Raw genomic sequence first — 16,030 nt, forward strand, 5'->3', positions numbered from 1 at the left:
CACCCTTACCAAGAATTCTAATGTCAAAGCGGTCGGATGCTGCAAGCATGACGCTGTCTGAAAGGGCAAAAGTGCCGACGTCCATACCCGGCATGTTGTGAAGGGTTTTGTTGCAACGGCTGAATAGGGGCACAGAGAGGCCCTGATGCGAGGTCAATCAGGCGGCGAGGATTTCGAACTGCTCGGCCAAGGACGGATTCAGATTGAAGGCGTACCTCGCCTGTCGCTTGCGCATCATGTGAATCATTTCGATGCCGGTCAGGATGGTGGCTGCGGTGGCCGTCGATTTGAAGCCGAGCATCGGCCGGATACGGCGCTTGATGCGCCGATGGTCCTGTTCGATCCGGTTATTCAGGTATCTACTCTTGCGGATCCGGATCGGCTTCAGCCGGCGCTGGGAGCGATCCTGCAAGCGATTTGTGGTGTCGCAGGAAACGATCGCCTCCCGATTGGTCTGGCTACCGTCGATGACGACGCGATCCGGTCGGCCATGACGCTCCAGCGCCTTTCTGAAGAAGCGTTTGGCCGACGGCAGGTCGCGCTGCTCGCTGAAATAGAATTCGATGGTGTCGCCGACACTGTCGATGGCGCGATAGAGATACATCCACTGGCCACGGACCTTGATGTAGGTCTCGTCGACATGCCATTTGCCGGTCACGCTACGCTTGCGCCGGTTGAAGCGCTCCAGCAACAAGGGCGCGAAACGGACCGTCCAGCGGTGGATGGTCGTGTGATCGACCGTAATGCCGCGCTCGGCCATCATTCTCCTCAAGATCACGCAGGCTCAGATTGTAGGCCAGGTACCAGCGCACGCAAAGCAGGATCACAGATTGGTCGAACTGGCGGCCTTTGAACATCGCAATCCTCCGAAATGGTTGAAGGATCGTTGCCACTCGCGAGTAACAAAATCGTTGCAACACATCCCTCCAACAGCGAGAACCCGAGACATCCTTCCAAGCCCGCTGCGCCGCTCAACTCGACGGCGTGATGCGAAGCGCTGAGATATGCGCCGGAAGCAGCGATGATGCGCGCGGCCTTTGCGTAACGGAGGTGTCAAAGCTCGATGTGCCAGCCTTCTGTTGGGATGAACGCGCTTCTCAAGGCCTCGGTTCGCGGCACGGCTGGGGCAAGCCCAAAATGAGTGCCGTGGGAAAAGCGCCCTGCCAGTTGGGAGGAACACCGGCAGGGCGCGCCGCGCAACGTCGCGGTCAATGGGAGAGACCGGACAGCAGCGGCAGGCTGTGCTTCTGCATTGAACTGTCGACCTAGTCCGATTGCTCCATAAGTAAGTATGCCGTTCCGTCGCTGCGCAGATCGTATGTCTCAGCCCAGGGCTCAGATGCCGATCGCCTCGTAGGCGTCGGCAACTTGCCGAATGGACGCCACATAGGCGGCTGTCCGGTAGTCACCCAGTTCAGGCTGCTCTTCCATGAGGTCCGCGATGCGTGCCCAAGTGCTGCGCATGACGTCTTCCAAACCAGATCGGACAAGGTCGATCTCCGCACCTCCTTCGAGGAACTCGTCGCGCATGTCGGCGGGGAATTCCTTGCCGGTCATATGTTCGAGTGCTGCGGCAATGGTTTCGTTGCGGCGCTCCCGTCGGCGCCTTTCCATCAGGCCGAATGGGATGTGCGTGAGGTTCTTCACCCATTCGAAATAGCTGACCACCACGCCGCCGGCATTGACATAGAGATCGGGAAGGATCACGACGCCGCGCGAACGCAAGATCTTGTCCGCCTCGAACGTGATCGGACCATTGGCAGCTTCTACAACAAGATGGGCTTTGATGCCCTCTGCATTTCCTGAATGGATGGCATTTTCCATTGCCGCGGGAATGAGAACGTCGCATCGCTCTTCGATCCCGGCCATGTCGTTGGCGTGCGACTTGCCTCCCTCAAAGCCAAGGATGCTGCCTGTGCGGAGCTGATGCTGCTTCAGCGCCTTGATGGCCAATCCTTCTGGATTGGAGACCCAGCCGTCCCGTTCAGCCACGACGGTCACGCGAGCACCATCGCCTTCGGACAGGAACTTGGCTGCGTGATAGCCGACATTGCCGAAGCCCTGGACGATGACCGACGCCTCCTTGAGATCGCGCCGGCCTTTCAGGCCTGCAGTACGCGGATCGCGAAGGAAGCTCTGGATGGCGAACTGCACGCCGCGCCCGGTGGCCTCCGTGCGACCGGCGATGCCGCCCTTCGACAATGGCTTGCCCGTGACGCAGGCGCGCGCGTTGACCACATCGGTCGGATTGGCGCGGCGGAACTCGTCCACCATCCAGGCCATTTCCCGCTCGCCGGTGCCGATATCGGGGGCAGGAACATTGACGCCGGGGCCGATCAGGCCACGCTTGTTCAGTTCCTGGGTGAACCGGCGGGTGATGCGCTCAAGTTCATGTGCCGTCCAATCGCGCGGGTCGATCTTGAGCGCGCCCTTCGAGCCACCGAACGGAACGTCGACCAGCGAGCATTTGAGCGTCATCAGCGCGGCAAGCGCCTCCACCTCCTCGGCATCGGCATTGGGTGCATAGCGAATGCCGCCTTTCACCGGCTCGCAGTGCTCGCTGTGAACCGATCGCCAACCGATAAAGCTGTACATGCGGCCGCGCAGTCTGACACCGAAGCGCACCGTGTAGGTCGAGTTGCATTGGATGATCCGTTCTGCCAATCCATCCGGTAGATCGAGGAACGTCATGGCATGACGGAAGTTCTGGTCGACGCTCTCCAGAAAGCCGGCAGAATTATCCTCCATCATCGATACCTCGCCGCCAGACCGTTGGCGCTGACATTCATGCGCTTGCTGCCGGAGTTCGTCTTGCGATGCTCGAGACAAAGCGACTGGAGCGAATTCTCATCCGGCAGTTCAGTTTGGAGTTTTGACCTTGCAGGCAACGAACATTTTTCCTTCTGTTCGTGGTTGGCTGAGTGTCAGCCCACCAACCCTCTTGATCCATGTGCGGCTTGCAAAGCCGCGGGCGTAAACCAACTCTCGGCACTCTTTGAGCGGGGCTTTGTTCGCGCATCACCTTCAGCTCGACTGACTCCGCCGAGAAGTATTTCGCGCGAGCAGAGCGTAGATCAGCGTGAACAGCCGCCGAGCGGTGTCGTTGTCGACGCTCACTTTCGATGCGAGACGTTCTTTCAGAAGCTCGGAGGCCTCATTGTGGATGCCGCGCCGGCCCATATCGATTGCCTCCAGCCGTTCTGGACCAGGATGCCGGAGAGCGTCGTAGTAGTTCTCGCAAATGCGCGTGTAGTCCCTAAACAGCCGGCGGAACGGAGTAAGCGAGAGTTGGTGACTTGCAACATGGACGCCGTTTTCGTCAGAGATATGGAGAGCCAGGCGTTCGTCCGCCACTTCGAGCTTAAGAGGATAAGGACCGCCGCTGTGCTCTGCAGGAATGAACGTATTGCATGCCAGCAGGGCACCAATCGCAAGGTCGTGCTCACGATCTGTGCCGGCATCTCGACCGCTGAAAGATCGGTCAAGCGAAACATCGCAGAGGCGGAATTCTCCGGCGGTCATCACACCGTCCTCGCCTCACATCGCTTCCACGCACATGGCGACGCCCATGCCGCCGCCGATGCAGAGCGTGGCCAGGCCCTTCTTGGCGCCGCGGCGACGCATCTCGAACACCAGCGTGTTGAAGACGCGGGCGCCCGAGGCGCCGATCGGATGGCCGATGGCGATGGCGCCGCCATTGACGTTGACGATCGAAGGATCCCAGCCCATGCCCTTGTTGACGGCACAGGCCTGGGCGGCGAAGGCCTCGTTGGCCTCGACAAGGTCGAGGTCGCCGACCGACCAGCCAGCCTTTTCCAATGCCTTGCGCGAGGCGGGAATAGGTCCGGTGCCCATGATCTGCGGGTCGACGCCGGCGGTTGCCCAGGATACGATGCGCGCCAGCGGGGTGATACCGCGCCTGACAGCTTCCGCTTCGCTCATCAGCAGCGCGCCGGCGGCGCCGTCATTGATGCCGGAGGCGTTGGCGGCAGTCACCGTGCCGTCCTTGTCGAAAGCCGGCTTCAGCTTGGTCATGGCGTCGATGGTGGCGCCGTGACGGATGTACTCGTCCTGGTCGACGATGGTGTCGCCCTTCTTGCCCTTGATGGTCAAGGCGACGATCTCGTCCTTGAACTTGCCGGCCTTCTGAGCGGCCTCGGCCTTGTTCTGCGAGGCCAGCGCGAACTGGTCCTGGTCATCGCGGGTGATCTGGAACTGGCGCGCGACGTTCTCGGCAGTGTTGCCCATGTGGTAGCCGTTGAAGGCATCCCAAAGCCCGTCCTTGATCATGGTGTCGATCATCTTGTAGTCGCCCATCTTGACGCCGGCGCGCAGATGCTGGGCATGCGCCGAGAGCGACATCGATTCCTGGCCGCCGGCGATGATCACAGTGGCGTCGCCGGCGGCGATCTGCTGCATGCCGAGCGCGATGGCGCGCAGGCCTGAGCCGCAAACCTGGTTGAGCCCCCAGGCGGTGGTCTCCTTGGGCAGGCCGGCATTGATCGACGCCTGGCGGGCGGGGTTCTGGCCCTGCGCGGCGGTCAGCACCTGGCCGAGAATGACCTCGTCGACTTCGCCCGGCTCGACGCCGGCGCGCGACAGCAACTCCCTGATGACGACGGCGCCGAGCTCATGCGCCGGTGTGGCGGCGAAGGCGCCGTTGAAGGAGCCGACAGTTGTGCGCGCCGCGCTAGCGACAACGATTGAGGTTTTGCTCATGATGGCTTCCTCTATTCTGGAACTGGCGGCTCCAGCCAGCACACCCACTTCAGTTGACGATCGTTGCTTCGGTCGCGCTGCGGAGGTCGTCGTCGGTCACGCCGTCGGCGCACTCGACGAGCTTCAGACCGCCCTCGACGACATCGAGCACGCCAAGATTGGTGATGATGCGGTCGACCACGCGCTGGCCGGTGAGCGGCAGCGTGCAGGCTTTCAGCACCTTCGACTCTCCGGCCTTATTGGTATGGTCCATGACCACCACGACGCGTTTGACACCGGCGACCAGGTCCATTGCGCCGCCCATGCCCTTGACCAGCTTGCCGGGGATCATCCAGTTGGCGAGGTCGCCGTTCTCGGCCACTTCCATGGCGCCGAGGATCGCCATGGCAATCTTGCCGCCGCGTATCATCGCGAAGCTCTGCGCGGAGTCGAAGAAGGCCGAATGCGGCAGCGTCGTCACGGTCTGCTTACCGGCATTGATGAGGTCGGCGTCGATCTCGTGCTCGGTCGGGAATGGACCAATCCCGAGCAGCCCGTTCTCCGATTGCAGCGTCACGTGAATGCCATCCGGAATGTGATTTGCGACCAGCGTCGGAATGCCGATGCCAAGATTGACATAGGTGCCGTTGTCAAGCTCGCGCGCGGCCCGCGCCGCCATCTGGTTTCTGTCCCAGGCCATCTTGCCGCCTCCCCTTCAACTCGCCGCGCGCGTGGCGCGCTGTTCGATGCGCTTCTCGTGCTCGCCCTGGATCAGGCGATGCACATAGACCCCTGGCAGATGGACCTGATCGGGATCGAGGCTGCCGACAGGCACGATCTCCTCGACTTCGGCCACGCAGACCTTGCCACAGGTGGCGGCCGGCGGATTGAAGTTGCGCGCCGTCTTGCGGAAGACGAGATTGCCGGATGTGTCCGCCTTCCAGGCCTTGATGATCGACAGATCGGCGACGACGCCTGTTTCGAGGACGTAGGTTTCCCCGTCGAAGACCCTGTGCTCCTTGCCCTCTGCCACGACGGTGCCCACGCCGGTTTTGGTGTAGAAGCCGGCGATGCCGGCACCGCCGGCACGCATGCGCTCCGCGAGAGTCCCTTGTGGGTTGAACTCGAGCTCCAGATCGCCGCTCAGATACTGTCGCATGAACTCGGCATTCTCACCGACATAGGAGGAGATCATCTTCTTGATCTGCCTCGTCTTCAGGAGCACGCCGAGGCCAAAGTCGTCGACGCCGCAATTGTTGGATGCCACCGTCAGGTCTTTCGTGCCCGCCTCCCGGATAGCATCGATCAACAACTCCGGTATACCGCAGAGGCCGAACCCGCCCGCGGCAATCAACATCCCATCAAACAACAGACCGTCCAGCGCCGTACCCGCCTTGCCATAGACCTTATCCATTATTCATTCGCTCGCCCAGAATTGATCGATACTTCATTGTGAAGCAGCGCCCGATCCGATGTGCTAGCTTACAGGGTTCTGCCAGCTCCACAGGTGTCGATTGCTTTGCGGACGCGAGTTGCCTCACAGAACTAAGCTCTAAGGCCTATCTATTCGGAAATGCTGCCGGCGTGCGAGCAATCAGAGTTATTCCGAGGCCCAAAGATTTATGATCGGCTCCGGTCTTTTCAGGTCACCATCGTCCGTCGGACGATGGATTGACGTGCCGGGCCGAACTCGAAATTTCCCGGCTCGTCACTGGCCGCACGACAACCGGCACGAGCAAGCGGCCTGCGGACGAACACGTTATCGGAAAGGCGCGTATAAGATGGCGCGGGGTGACAGCCGAAACGCTCAACCGGTCGATCGGAATTGGCTCAAGTTGACCGCTTATCTCTTAGGGTTAGGATGATGATATGGAGCAGCCCCGTTGGCAGCAACCAAGTAGTGTTGCCGGCGAGACAACACGACTGGTGAACATTTGAACGGCCTGAACGTTTTGAACCCCCTACCCGACTTGGCTGAGGTGCGGATCGAACCCGCCACCTCGCGGTGTATCTTGCTGCGCCGGTCGCTCCCGATGCATCCGAAATCGCCATCCGGCTCGCCCGCGATCACGCGGCCTGAAATGAAAGGCCTGTACAGTGTGACAGCTTCAAGGTGGGAGCGGCGACAGAAAACCTCCTGCGATCATAACGAATAGGGCCAAATCATAATCTGCACCGGGTTTTTGACGGGCTTATAATTGCCTAATATGGCGGAATAGAAATGGCAGAGACTGTTCGATTGGGGCCGGGGTGAATCTTGCACGCCACCGGCTCTACTCGCACTGAGCTCAAATGTATGCGGAGAACGAAATGAAGGGTGAAAGTGTCACGGTCCGCCGGCTCGCGAAGCGCTACGGATCGGTCACGGCAGTAGAGGATGTCTCCGTCGATGTGAAGCCCGGCGAGTTCCTCTCGCTCCTTGGGCCCTCGGGTTCCGGCAAAACGACCCTCTTGATGATGATCGCGGGCTTTGAGCTGCCGACTGCGGGTCTCATCGAGATCGGTGCGACCGATATCACACATGTTGCACCCAATAAGCGTAATGTGGGCATGGTCTTCCAGAAATATGCCCTATTTCCCCATATGTCGGTGAGCGCCAATGTGGCGTTCCCCCTGCGTATGCGAAAAATGGATCGCGCGCAGATCAAGCGGCGGGTGAGCGAGGCGCTCGCCATGGTCCAACTCGACGACTATGGCAGTCGGATGCCGTCCCAGTTGTCGGGGGGGCAACAGCAGCGCGTTGCACTCGCGCGGGCGCTGGTCTTCGAGCCTCCCGTGCTTCTGATGGACGAGCCTCTCGGCGCGCTCGACAAAAAACTCCGCGAACAGTTGCAGATCGAGATCAAGACGCTTCAGCAGCGTCTTGGCGTCACTGTCATCTATGTGACCCACGACCAGGAGGAAGCGCTGACCATGTCGGACCGCATCGCGGTCATGGACAGCGGCCAAATTGCCCAGATCGGCAGCCCCGCCAGCCTTTATAGCGAGCCCGCCTCTCCGTTCGTGGCCGATTTCATCGGCAAGATGAACTTCCTGCCGGTCGAATATCTGGGATCCGAGAACGCCGGCCACCAGATCAGGGTCACCGACGCCTCGACACTCAGCGTGACGCGACCACTCAACGGACATGCCTTTGAGCTTTCTCCCGGACTGTCGCTGCGGGCCGCGATCCGGCCGGAGAACATCTCCCTTGCCGCACGCGGCACCGGCGGCCCAGATGCTGTCCCCGGCACGGTGGACACCTCGATCTATCTCGGCACGCACCAGATTCTTCTGGTCAACATCAATGGACGCAGCGGCCCTCCATTGCATATCCACGCATCGGCAGGCCCAGACCTGTCGGCATTCGCGCGCGGTGATGCGGTTGACATCCTGTTCCATGCCGATTCCATTCACCTGTTTTCGGGCAAGGGCGACGGCCAATGAGCAGTGTCGACGAGTCTCCCATCAGTCTCGCCTCAGCGCCACGTTTTGCGCGGCTCTTCATCGTCACCGGAACCGGTGGCAGATATCCCCTCCTCTTGTCAGCTATACTGGTCCTGCCCCTCCTTCTGCTCTTATTCTTTACCTTTCTATACCCAGTTGGCCGCATGCTGGTCGGCAGCCTCTTCGACCCCGGCTTCACTCTCGACAACTATGTCCGCATATTTGCCGAACCGCTCTATCTGAAGGTTCTGCTGCGTACGCTCTGGATCGCATTTGCGACGACGATCGGCGCCTTCGTTCTTGGATATCCGGTTGCCTATGCCATGGCGCGGGCTGGAGGCAAACTCGCGTTCTGGATCGCAGGCTGCGTCCTGATTCCACTATGGACCTCAGTTCTTGTGCGGTCCTACGCCTGGATCATTCTGTTGCAGCGTAAGGGCATCATCAACGACATCCTTGTCGGAACCGGCGTGCTCGATCAACCGCTCAAGCTCATCTATACAGAAGGCACTGTCTTGCTCGCCATGACACATGTGCTGATACCTATCATGATCCTCCCCATCTACAGCTCACTACGCACCATTCCAAAGGAACTGCCGCAGGCCGCCGCAAACCTTGGCGCTGGAGTGTTCACAACATTTCTGAAAGTCACCTTACCACTTAGTCTGCCCGGTGTTTTCGCAGGCACATTGATGACTTTCATCCTGGCGCTCGGTTTCTACGTCACGCCGGCCCTCGTGGGCGGGCCCGAAACGCTAATGATGTCGACGTTGATCGGACAGCAGACGACGGTCCTGCTCAACTGGCCCTTCGCGGGCGCGCTGGCGATGCTTCTTCTTACGGTTACATTAGTCCTCACTTTCATGTTCCGCAGGGTCTTGGCCAACTCCGGAGGATTCGGCAATGTCTGAGACCATCGCTTTGAGCAACGCAGGCCCGTTTCGTCCTCTCGCGCTCGGCAAGATCGCCGCTGGCCTCCTTGTTGCGCTCATTCTGTTCTTCCTGATTCTGCCCACGCTGATCGTCATACCGATGTCGTTCGGTAGTGCTCCCTATATCGAGTTTCCGCCCTCTGGGCTGACTCTGCACTGGTACGTCGAGTATTTCAGTGACCCTGACTGGATGGCTGCGTCTCTTTTCAGCCTGCGCATCGCATTCTTCGCCACCATTTCTGCGACGCTGGTCGGGACGCTCGCCGCGGTTGGCTTGGTCCGAGGCGATCTGCCGGGGAAATCATTTGTGCTCGCTTTGGCGCTCGGTCCCCTGATCGTTCCCTCAATTATAATGGCGATCGGACTCTATCTGTTCTTCGCGCCGCTTGGCTTGACGGGGAACTTCTTCGGCTTTTTGCTCGCGCATACGATGCTGACAGTTCCCTATGTGATCATTTCCGTTTCCGCATCGCTCCAGCGCTTCGACCCCATTCTCGAGATGGCGGCCCTCAGCTGCGGGGCCGGACGCGGCCGCACCTTCTTCGAAATCGTCCTGCCGCAAATCACCCCCGGCGTGATCACTGGCGCAGTCTTCGCCTTTATCTCCTCGTTCGATGAAGCAACCGTCGCCTTCTTCATCTCTGGGATCGGAGGGAAGACGATCACCAGAAAGCTGTTCGAGGACATCAACTTAAATCTCACCCCAGTCATTGCGGCGGTTTCCACCATCGTCGTCGTCATCTCAATCCTGCTGATGGGTACGATACGTCTTGTCCAGAGCAGAAATAATTCTTGATCGATTTCACCGGAGCTTTCGCCAAGGCCGGCCGCCCGGAGACTGAGGCTGTATATCTCAACGATCGCTTGGAGGCATACCTACCGGACAGTATCCGGGGCACGTTGTGATCTGAGCAGGGCTCTGATCACAAATCTGCGACCTGGAGAATAAGACGTGTTGATTGGCGCTTTGTCTCCACCTCGACCAGATCATAAGATTGACCACAGAGGTTTCTTCGTACCTGCTACGAATAGAGAAGAAAATCATGAACGACACCAGCCTCGAGTGGCAGCCCGATCCCATGAGACCCGGGGGACCGATGATTCCGCGCACTGAGTGGGATTTCGCGCCGTACAACCGCTGGACGTTTCAGCGTGTTCGCGAGTTTGTGCCGAGCGCGTCGATCTGGCGCGGCCGGGGACCTGTCCTGCAGCTTCCGGAGCGGATCACCGACATCGACGGCATTGAGTTCGAGATTGCCGGGGGGCATTCCACCATCCGCGAGTTTCTGGACAGCAGCTTTACCGACGGATTTCTTGTTCTGCACCACGGCGAGGTCATAGCCGAAAGATACATGAACGGCCTGAAGCCGCACTGTCAGCACCTCGCCATGTCAATGTCGAAGTCCATTACGGCGACGGTGTGCGGCATACTTGTCCACAAGGGGCTCATCGACACAGACAGCCCAGTGACGCGCTATCTGCCTGAACTCGAAGCGACCGCCTATCGCGGCGCCACAGTGCAGCAAGTACTCGACATGACCACCGGTGTGACGGTTACTGGACCCTACACACAGCCTGGTACCCACGCGTACATGATGCAGAGAGCTGCAGGAGTGAAACCACTGGAAACCGCCGACGACCCTCGAACCATGTGGCAGCTCATCCTGAGGTTGACTGAGCAGCAGCGTCCGCATGGCGCAATGTTCGACTACCGGTCGACCGAGACCAACGTGCTGGGCTTCATCATGCAGCGTGCAAGCGGGAAGCTACTTGCGGAGCTCATCAGCACCGAACTGTGGGCCCCAATGGGGGCGGAGGAAGACGCCTATATCACAGTCGACCATGGCGGCTTTGCTATAGCGAGTGGTTGTTTCAATGCGACGCTTCGTGACTATGCCCGGCTCGCTCTTCTGCTCCTGCGCGGCGGGGTGCTAAACGGGAAGCAGATCGTTCCATCGGAATGGATCGAGGAGACGCGAAGCGGTAATCACGATCTGTCCTTGGGCGAGGATCGAAGCTCCCTGCCAAATGGCGCTTATCGGAACCAGTTCTGGATTGAGGATCCGGACCGGCGCGCCTTTATGTGCCGCGGGGTTTTCGGCCAGATGATTTATATCGACCCGGAAGCCGATTTTGCGGTGGTGAAACTCTCGGCTTGGCCGGAAGCGGTAAACTCGGATTGCACGATTGAAGCGCTGGCGGCGATCCATGCGATCAGGGATGCGTGCACATAATCTTTGATGGCGCACTTGGTCCGCACCAAGGTTTCGACGGAGCGATCGGTGGCGTTCTGGGCGGCTTCTTAAGCTTGGCGTTCTCGATGGGACACTGGCTGGAGTTGAGTGTGCTCCGCGGGAACAGCGCGCCGCCCAAGCGCTGGTCGGCACGTGATATCGTAAATCATCCTGAATACCCGTCGTCAATGCCGGGCGGGCTGAGGACGCGCTCTCTTCGAGATGGGCTTGCCTTAGTCATTGATGTGGTCAGCGACGCAGTCTTTTCTTTGGTTGTTTCGATGGAGCGACCGTCGGTTTTCATCTCCGACATCGGGAAAGACCAAGCAGGAAGCTGTTCGAGGACATCACTTCACCCGGTCGACCCGGCCGTCACAGTCGCTGGGCTTTCCCGCCGATGCGCGAAGAGAGGCCGGTCCCCGCGCGTTCAACAGCAGGATGCGCGATAGTGGAGGCGCATTGAGCGCGCCGAATAACAAATCGGCTTCCCTCATAACTGACTGAAAGTGCCGGGAACGTTTTTTACAATAAATTGAATGCGTCAGGAGCTAAGTGCGCGTTGCGTGGGCATATATGCCATCTCAACGTGCGTCAAAGATCCTCGAAACCCCTGAGGAGGAACGAAAATGAAAAGCAAACTAACGATTGGTCTTTATGCGCTCGCGGCATTGTCGCTGCCATCATCTGCAACCCCCGCGACGGCGCAGGAACGCCAAGTCGTCTTCTCTCACTCCGGCGGCTCCTACGAAAAGGCTCTGCGCGAATTCTGGTTCGACCCTTTCGAAAAGGCCACCGGCATCAAGGTTGTCTCGGTTCCGACCAGCGACAACGACGAAGGTCGGGCCAAGGTGCAGGCCATGGTCAAATCCGGTAACGTAACGTGGGACATCTACACCGAAGACGACGCAGGCGTCGAGGCATCGGATCACTTGACGACGAGGGCAGACGACCTTTCAGAATTCTGCATGCAATTCAATGATCGCCCCGATCTGCTGCCTGGCTCATGCAAGGCATCGAGTGTTTTGTTCGCCAGTGGAGGGACCGTGATTGCCTACAATAAAAAGAAATTTCCCAACGGCGGGCCGAGCACCTGGAAGGAGTTCTGGGACACTTCGAACTTTCCTGGTGCCCGCGGCTTTCAGGCAGACACATCAGCGTATAAGCAATTGACGCAGGCTCTTTTGGCCGATGGCGTACCCAGCGACAAACTGTACCCGATGGACGTGGACCGGGCCTTCAAGAAGCTCGACGAGCTGCGCCCCCATGTCACGCAGTGGTATACAGCCGGTGACCAGATGGTTCAAGGTTTCCGTAATGGTCAATTTGATGCAGGTGTGTTGTATATGTCCCGCGTCACGGCGCTGAAAAACGAAGGGCAGCCAATCGGTTGGTCCTTTAACGGGGCGATCTTGCTTTCCGATCGCTTCGCCGTTGTGAAAAGCGCGCCGCACAAGGCTGAAGCGCTTGAGCTGCTCAAATTCTACCTGGATTCGCCCGAAATTCAGGGGAAGGTTTGCGAGGCGTTGTCCGCCGTGCCGGCGAGCAAGGACGCGTTAAAGTACATGAGCGCGGAAGCACGCGCGATTATGCCGTCCCCCGAGCAAATATCCGAAATGGTGATTCCAGACGCCAAGTGGGTGGTGCCGAACCAGCAAATGCTGGTCGACCGCTGGAATACCTGGATTCAGAAGTAAGCCTTGTTCCCAGGAAACAGGGCTGCCGGCGTCAGCGGCAGCCCTGAGACTTAGCGGACCAAGCCCGATCGATACCGCCGTGGTCGGCTTCGTCCTTGAGCGGGTCTCCGGACGGTCGATGGCCGATTTGCTGAGCCAGGAGATCTGGGCGCCTATGGGGGCCCAAGAGGATGCCTATATCGTTGTGGACGACAGCGGTTTCGGGCTTGCCAGGGGCGGCATGTGCGTGACGCTGCGCGATTTCGGACGGTTTGCCCAGCTCATGACCCAGGGGGGCGTACTGTCGATCTGGCCGGCCGGCCGCGCCGACGTGACTTCAGATTGCCATGAAGCCTGAGATGATCACGCCACGCGTAAAGACGTTGGCGACTGATGCCAACGTCATCTGCCAACTTGTTGACGGTTTCGCCAGTCTCCACGCGTTGGAGAAGCTCCAGCTTTTGGTCCTCACCAATAACTCTTTGCCTTCCGGCCATGCCTGCAGTTGCCTCTCCTTGCAGGCGAACTGTCCGCGATTTTTTGTGTCTCAGTCCAGGGGTGCACTCCATAGGTGTCCGATTTCGTTTCGGAATCTCTGTCCGGTTTCATTGGAATACGCACGCAAGGGCATATCATCAAGATTCTGGCGCATGACGACCAGGGGTTCTGTCTTTTTACAAAGCGCTTTCCGAGGGTTGTTTCGCCTGGCCGACCGCCAGGTCGCCGTGTCGCTCACCAAGGCAGAGCTTTCGCTGCTTCTGGACGGGCTCGACTGGCGTCGGCCGAACAAGATTTATCGACCGCGTCTGGCCGGCTAAATTCGGTCGTTTCTTATTGAGTTTGTGTCGATTTTGCTTCCGTAATGGAGGGCTTTCGGGTATGTGATTTGGGTGTCGGAACAAGCTCCCTCAATCGCTGATTTCCTCGCCCGGATCGCCTTTCTGTAGGCGGCCGTTTGCGCCCGTGACACCACCATCGCCGAACGGGATGAGCAGCTGCGAAGAGAGCGTACCGAGGCCGACTTCGCATCCAGCGCCTGCAGCTGCAGATCGATCGCTTCAACCGTCTAGTTGGTGTGCGATGAAACGCGCGAATGCGGGACTGGATCGGCGGGCGACGAGGAGGGAACGCCAGAGACGGCACTGCCGGCTCTTCACATGCACCTGTCGATACCAGCCGGTGCGCAGACTGACACGGCCGTAGTGTTGAAGCTCCCGAGCGATAGAGGGCAGGATGAGCGACTGGATGACGCGGGATCTGATGCGGCCGTTCTTTTCGCAGGCAAGCAGCGGGCCGATGCGGCCATTCAAAATGCTTGTCTGAATTCATTTGCTGGCTGAAAATCAAGTTGGCTGGCGTCCACGATCGTGGCGCAGAAACAGCAGCCAGCCGCCTCCTGCGGACCCGCCCGCACGAGATAATGCCGAACAGCATCTGCCCACTTGTTGATCAGTGGCGGCAGGCACCTTTCGGATCAGGTGCAAAGTTAGGCGGGCGCCCCCGCGGCCGAATAACAAATCGGGCCCGAACATAACCATCTGAAACTATCAGAGAAAAGCAGATGTCCTAGACTGTGGCCTAGGCGAGGCAGCTGCCATGCTTAGCCCTTCCTTAGCTTGACTCGACCTCATCACACGGTTCGGAAAATGCCTTTGACACGAGACGTTGCCAGCGCGGTTGCCAGACTGACTTATGACGACTTGCCGGCACATGTCTGCGACCGAGCGAAGCTTCTGCTCCTTGATCAAGTTGGTTGCATGATCGCGGGAAGCACGACCCGGGGGGCGGGGCAAATGATGGCCTATCTCGCGCGTATTGATTCCGGTGGTCTCAGCACGATTTTGGGCACTTCACTGAGATTCCATTCGGCCAATGCGGCCCATGCCAACGCGCACAGCGGCAGCATGTTGAGCCTCGACGATTCCTACATCCTGTTCGGCCACCCCGGAGCGTCGATTATCCCCGCCGCCCTCGCCGTTGCCGAAGAGGTCAACAGCTCCGGTACGGGGCTAATCGCAGCGATTGTCGGGGGTTACGAGATGTCGCTGCGCCTTGGCACCGCCATTCGCCCTAGCGAATACCGCGATCGCCAGGTCAAGGGCTATGCCAGTTGGCAGGTCTTCGGGGCCTGCACGGCGGCAAGCCTCTTGCACGGTTTCAGCGCGGAGCAGATCGCCGATTCCTATGGGCTGGCAGCCATGCACGCCCCGCTTCCCTTTCTGCGCAAGTTCCACTCGCGGCCAATGAGCCTTTTGAAGAACAACTATGGGTGGGCAAACAAGGGCGCTATTACGGCAGTAGAGCTTGTCCGCGCCGGTTTCCATGGCAATCACACGATCTTCGAGGGTGATGACGGCTTCTGGGCCATGGCCGGGTCCGACCGCTTTGAACCCCGAGATATGCTCGATCGGTGGGGCGAGCGCTACTTCATCCTCGAGACCGGCTTCAAGCCTTATGGTGTCTGCCGCTGGATCCACACGGCGGTTGATTGCTTACGCGCGTTGCTAACGCGCTACCGTTTGAGCCGCACCGACATCAAGGGCATTCACGTTGAGACGGTGAGCGAGTTCGTCAGGGACTTCAACGGCCCCTGGCCGCAATCGACCGTTGAGGCCGCGTTCCATATCCCCTATGCGCTCGCCCTCGAACTACACGACAAGTCGTCCGCGACGGGCCTGCGCGAAAGCGACTTGGCGGACAAAGACCTCCAAGAAACAGCATCACAAATAAGTCTTTCAACACTCGCCGGCGCGGATCAGAAGTTCTATGCGAACAGGCTCCTGCCGGCCCGCGTCAATGTGAGCCTCCGGAATGGCGAAGCTTTTTCCGAAGAGGCCGAGGTACCGACCGGTGCCCCCGGCGGGCCCGTTTTTGGGCAGGCGGAGGTCGAAGCGAAGTTCCTCACACTCGCTAGCCCCGTTATCGGCGGAACTAACGCCGTGCGTTTGAAGGAGGCTCTCCTCCAATTGGAGACTCTATCCGTCCGTGACGCGCTGAAATTGTGCGTCACTGTCTGATCTCTGAAGCCAGCTAATTGATGAGAACGGCCCCCCCTACCTTTCTTCCC

At 59.3% G+C, this 16,030-nt stretch carries 14 protein-coding genes; 7 read left to right on the forward strand and 7 right to left on the reverse strand.

What is annotated here, in order from left to right; translation table 11 throughout:
- Nucleotides 1-157: 157 nt before the first annotated feature.
- The 6 genes from NKI19_RS31750 to NKI19_RS31775 form a co-directional block, all read right to left on the reverse strand.
- A protein-coding gene (locus NKI19_RS31750) for an IS6 family transposase (RefSeq protein ID WP_352567581.1) occupies nucleotides 158-857 on the reverse strand; the annotation gives its coding sequence in 2 pieces (ribosomal slippage) (nucleotides 158-763 and nucleotides 765-857; 699 coding nt in all).
- Between the two features lie 478 nt (nucleotides 858-1,335).
- Nucleotides 1,336-2,751: a Glu/Leu/Phe/Val family dehydrogenase gene (locus NKI19_RS31755; protein ID WP_352567582.1), complete on the reverse strand. Its 1,416-nt coding sequence runs from the start codon at nucleotides 2,749-2,751 to the stop codon at nucleotides 1,336-1,338.
- 273 nt (nucleotides 2,752-3,024) lie between these two features.
- Nucleotides 3,025-3,522, reverse strand: a complete 498-nt coding sequence (locus NKI19_RS31760; RefSeq protein WP_352567583.1) for a UPF0262 family protein — start codon at nucleotides 3,520-3,522, stop codon at nucleotides 3,025-3,027.
- Nucleotides 3,523-3,537: 15 nt separating this feature from the next.
- Nucleotides 3,538-4,719 (reverse strand): acetyl-CoA C-acetyltransferase, encoded by a 1,182-nt coding sequence (locus tag NKI19_RS31765; protein ID WP_502899371.1) that lies wholly within the window; start codon nucleotides 4,717-4,719, stop codon nucleotides 3,538-3,540.
- Between the two features lie 49 nt (nucleotides 4,720-4,768).
- Nucleotides 4,769-5,398 (reverse strand): 3-oxoacid CoA-transferase subunit B, encoded by a 630-nt coding sequence (locus NKI19_RS31770; protein WP_352567584.1) that lies wholly within the window; start codon nucleotides 5,396-5,398, stop codon nucleotides 4,769-4,771.
- Between the two features lie 15 nt (nucleotides 5,399-5,413).
- Nucleotides 5,414-6,112, reverse strand: coding sequence for a CoA transferase subunit A (locus NKI19_RS31775; protein WP_352567585.1), 699 nt, complete (start codon nucleotides 6,110-6,112; stop codon nucleotides 5,414-5,416).
- Between the two features lie 896 nt (nucleotides 6,113-7,008).
- On the opposite strand from NKI19_RS31775, the gene NKI19_RS31780 reads away from it, so the two are divergent.
- From NKI19_RS31780 to NKI19_RS31805, 6 genes are all read left to right on the forward strand, one after another.
- Nucleotides 7,009-8,124: an ABC transporter ATP-binding protein gene (locus tag NKI19_RS31780; protein ID WP_352567586.1), complete on the forward strand. Its 1,116-nt coding sequence runs from the start codon at nucleotides 7,009-7,011 to the stop codon at nucleotides 8,122-8,124.
- Nucleotides 8,121-9,035, forward strand: a complete 915-nt coding sequence (locus tag NKI19_RS31785; protein WP_352567587.1) for an ABC transporter permease — start codon at nucleotides 8,121-8,123, stop codon at nucleotides 9,033-9,035. The genes NKI19_RS31780 and NKI19_RS31785 overlap by 4 nt, the downstream gene beginning before the upstream one ends.
- Nucleotides 9,028-9,852 (forward strand): ABC transporter permease, encoded by an 825-nt coding sequence (locus tag NKI19_RS31790; protein ID WP_352567588.1) that lies wholly within the window; start codon nucleotides 9,028-9,030, stop codon nucleotides 9,850-9,852. The genes NKI19_RS31785 and NKI19_RS31790 overlap by 8 nt, the downstream gene beginning before the upstream one ends.
- A gap of 247 nt (nucleotides 9,853-10,099) precedes the next feature.
- The gene (locus NKI19_RS31795; RefSeq protein WP_352567589.1) at nucleotides 10,100-11,290 is read left to right on the forward strand and encodes a serine hydrolase domain-containing protein; all 1,191 of its coding nucleotides are present in this window, start codon (nucleotides 10,100-10,102) and stop codon (nucleotides 11,288-11,290) included.
- Between the two features lie 626 nt (nucleotides 11,291-11,916).
- The gene (locus tag NKI19_RS31800) at nucleotides 11,917-12,984 is read left to right on the forward strand and encodes an ABC transporter substrate-binding protein (RefSeq protein ID WP_352567590.1); all 1,068 of its coding nucleotides are present in this window, start codon (nucleotides 11,917-11,919) and stop codon (nucleotides 12,982-12,984) included.
- A gap of 118 nt (nucleotides 12,985-13,102) precedes the next feature.
- Nucleotides 13,103-13,321 carry a hypothetical protein gene (locus NKI19_RS31805; RefSeq protein ID WP_352567594.1) on the forward strand — a complete coding sequence of 73 codons (219 nt, stop codon included), beginning with the start codon at nucleotides 13,103-13,105 and terminating at the stop codon, nucleotides 13,319-13,321.
- Here the strand turns inward: NKI19_RS31805 and NKI19_RS31810 are convergent.
- On the reverse strand, nucleotides 13,245-13,532 hold the full coding sequence (locus NKI19_RS31810; protein ID WP_352567591.1) for a helix-turn-helix domain-containing protein: 288 nt from the start codon (nucleotides 13,530-13,532) through the stop codon (nucleotides 13,245-13,247). The two genes, NKI19_RS31805 and NKI19_RS31810, sit on opposite strands and share 77 nt — an antisense overlap.
- A 1,077-nt stretch (nucleotides 13,533-14,609) precedes the next feature.
- On the opposite strand from NKI19_RS31810, the gene NKI19_RS31815 reads away from it, so the two are divergent.
- Complete coding sequence (locus NKI19_RS31815) at nucleotides 14,610-15,980, forward strand: MmgE/PrpD family protein (protein WP_352567592.1); 1,371 nt, start codon at nucleotides 14,610-14,612, stop codon at nucleotides 15,978-15,980.
- Nucleotides 15,981-16,030 lie beyond the last annotated feature (50 nt).

The sequence above is a fragment of the Mesorhizobium sp. M0751 genome (assembly GCF_040320265.1).
In the GTDB taxonomy this organism is placed as follows: Bacteria; Pseudomonadota; Alphaproteobacteria; order Rhizobiales; family Rhizobiaceae; genus Mesorhizobium.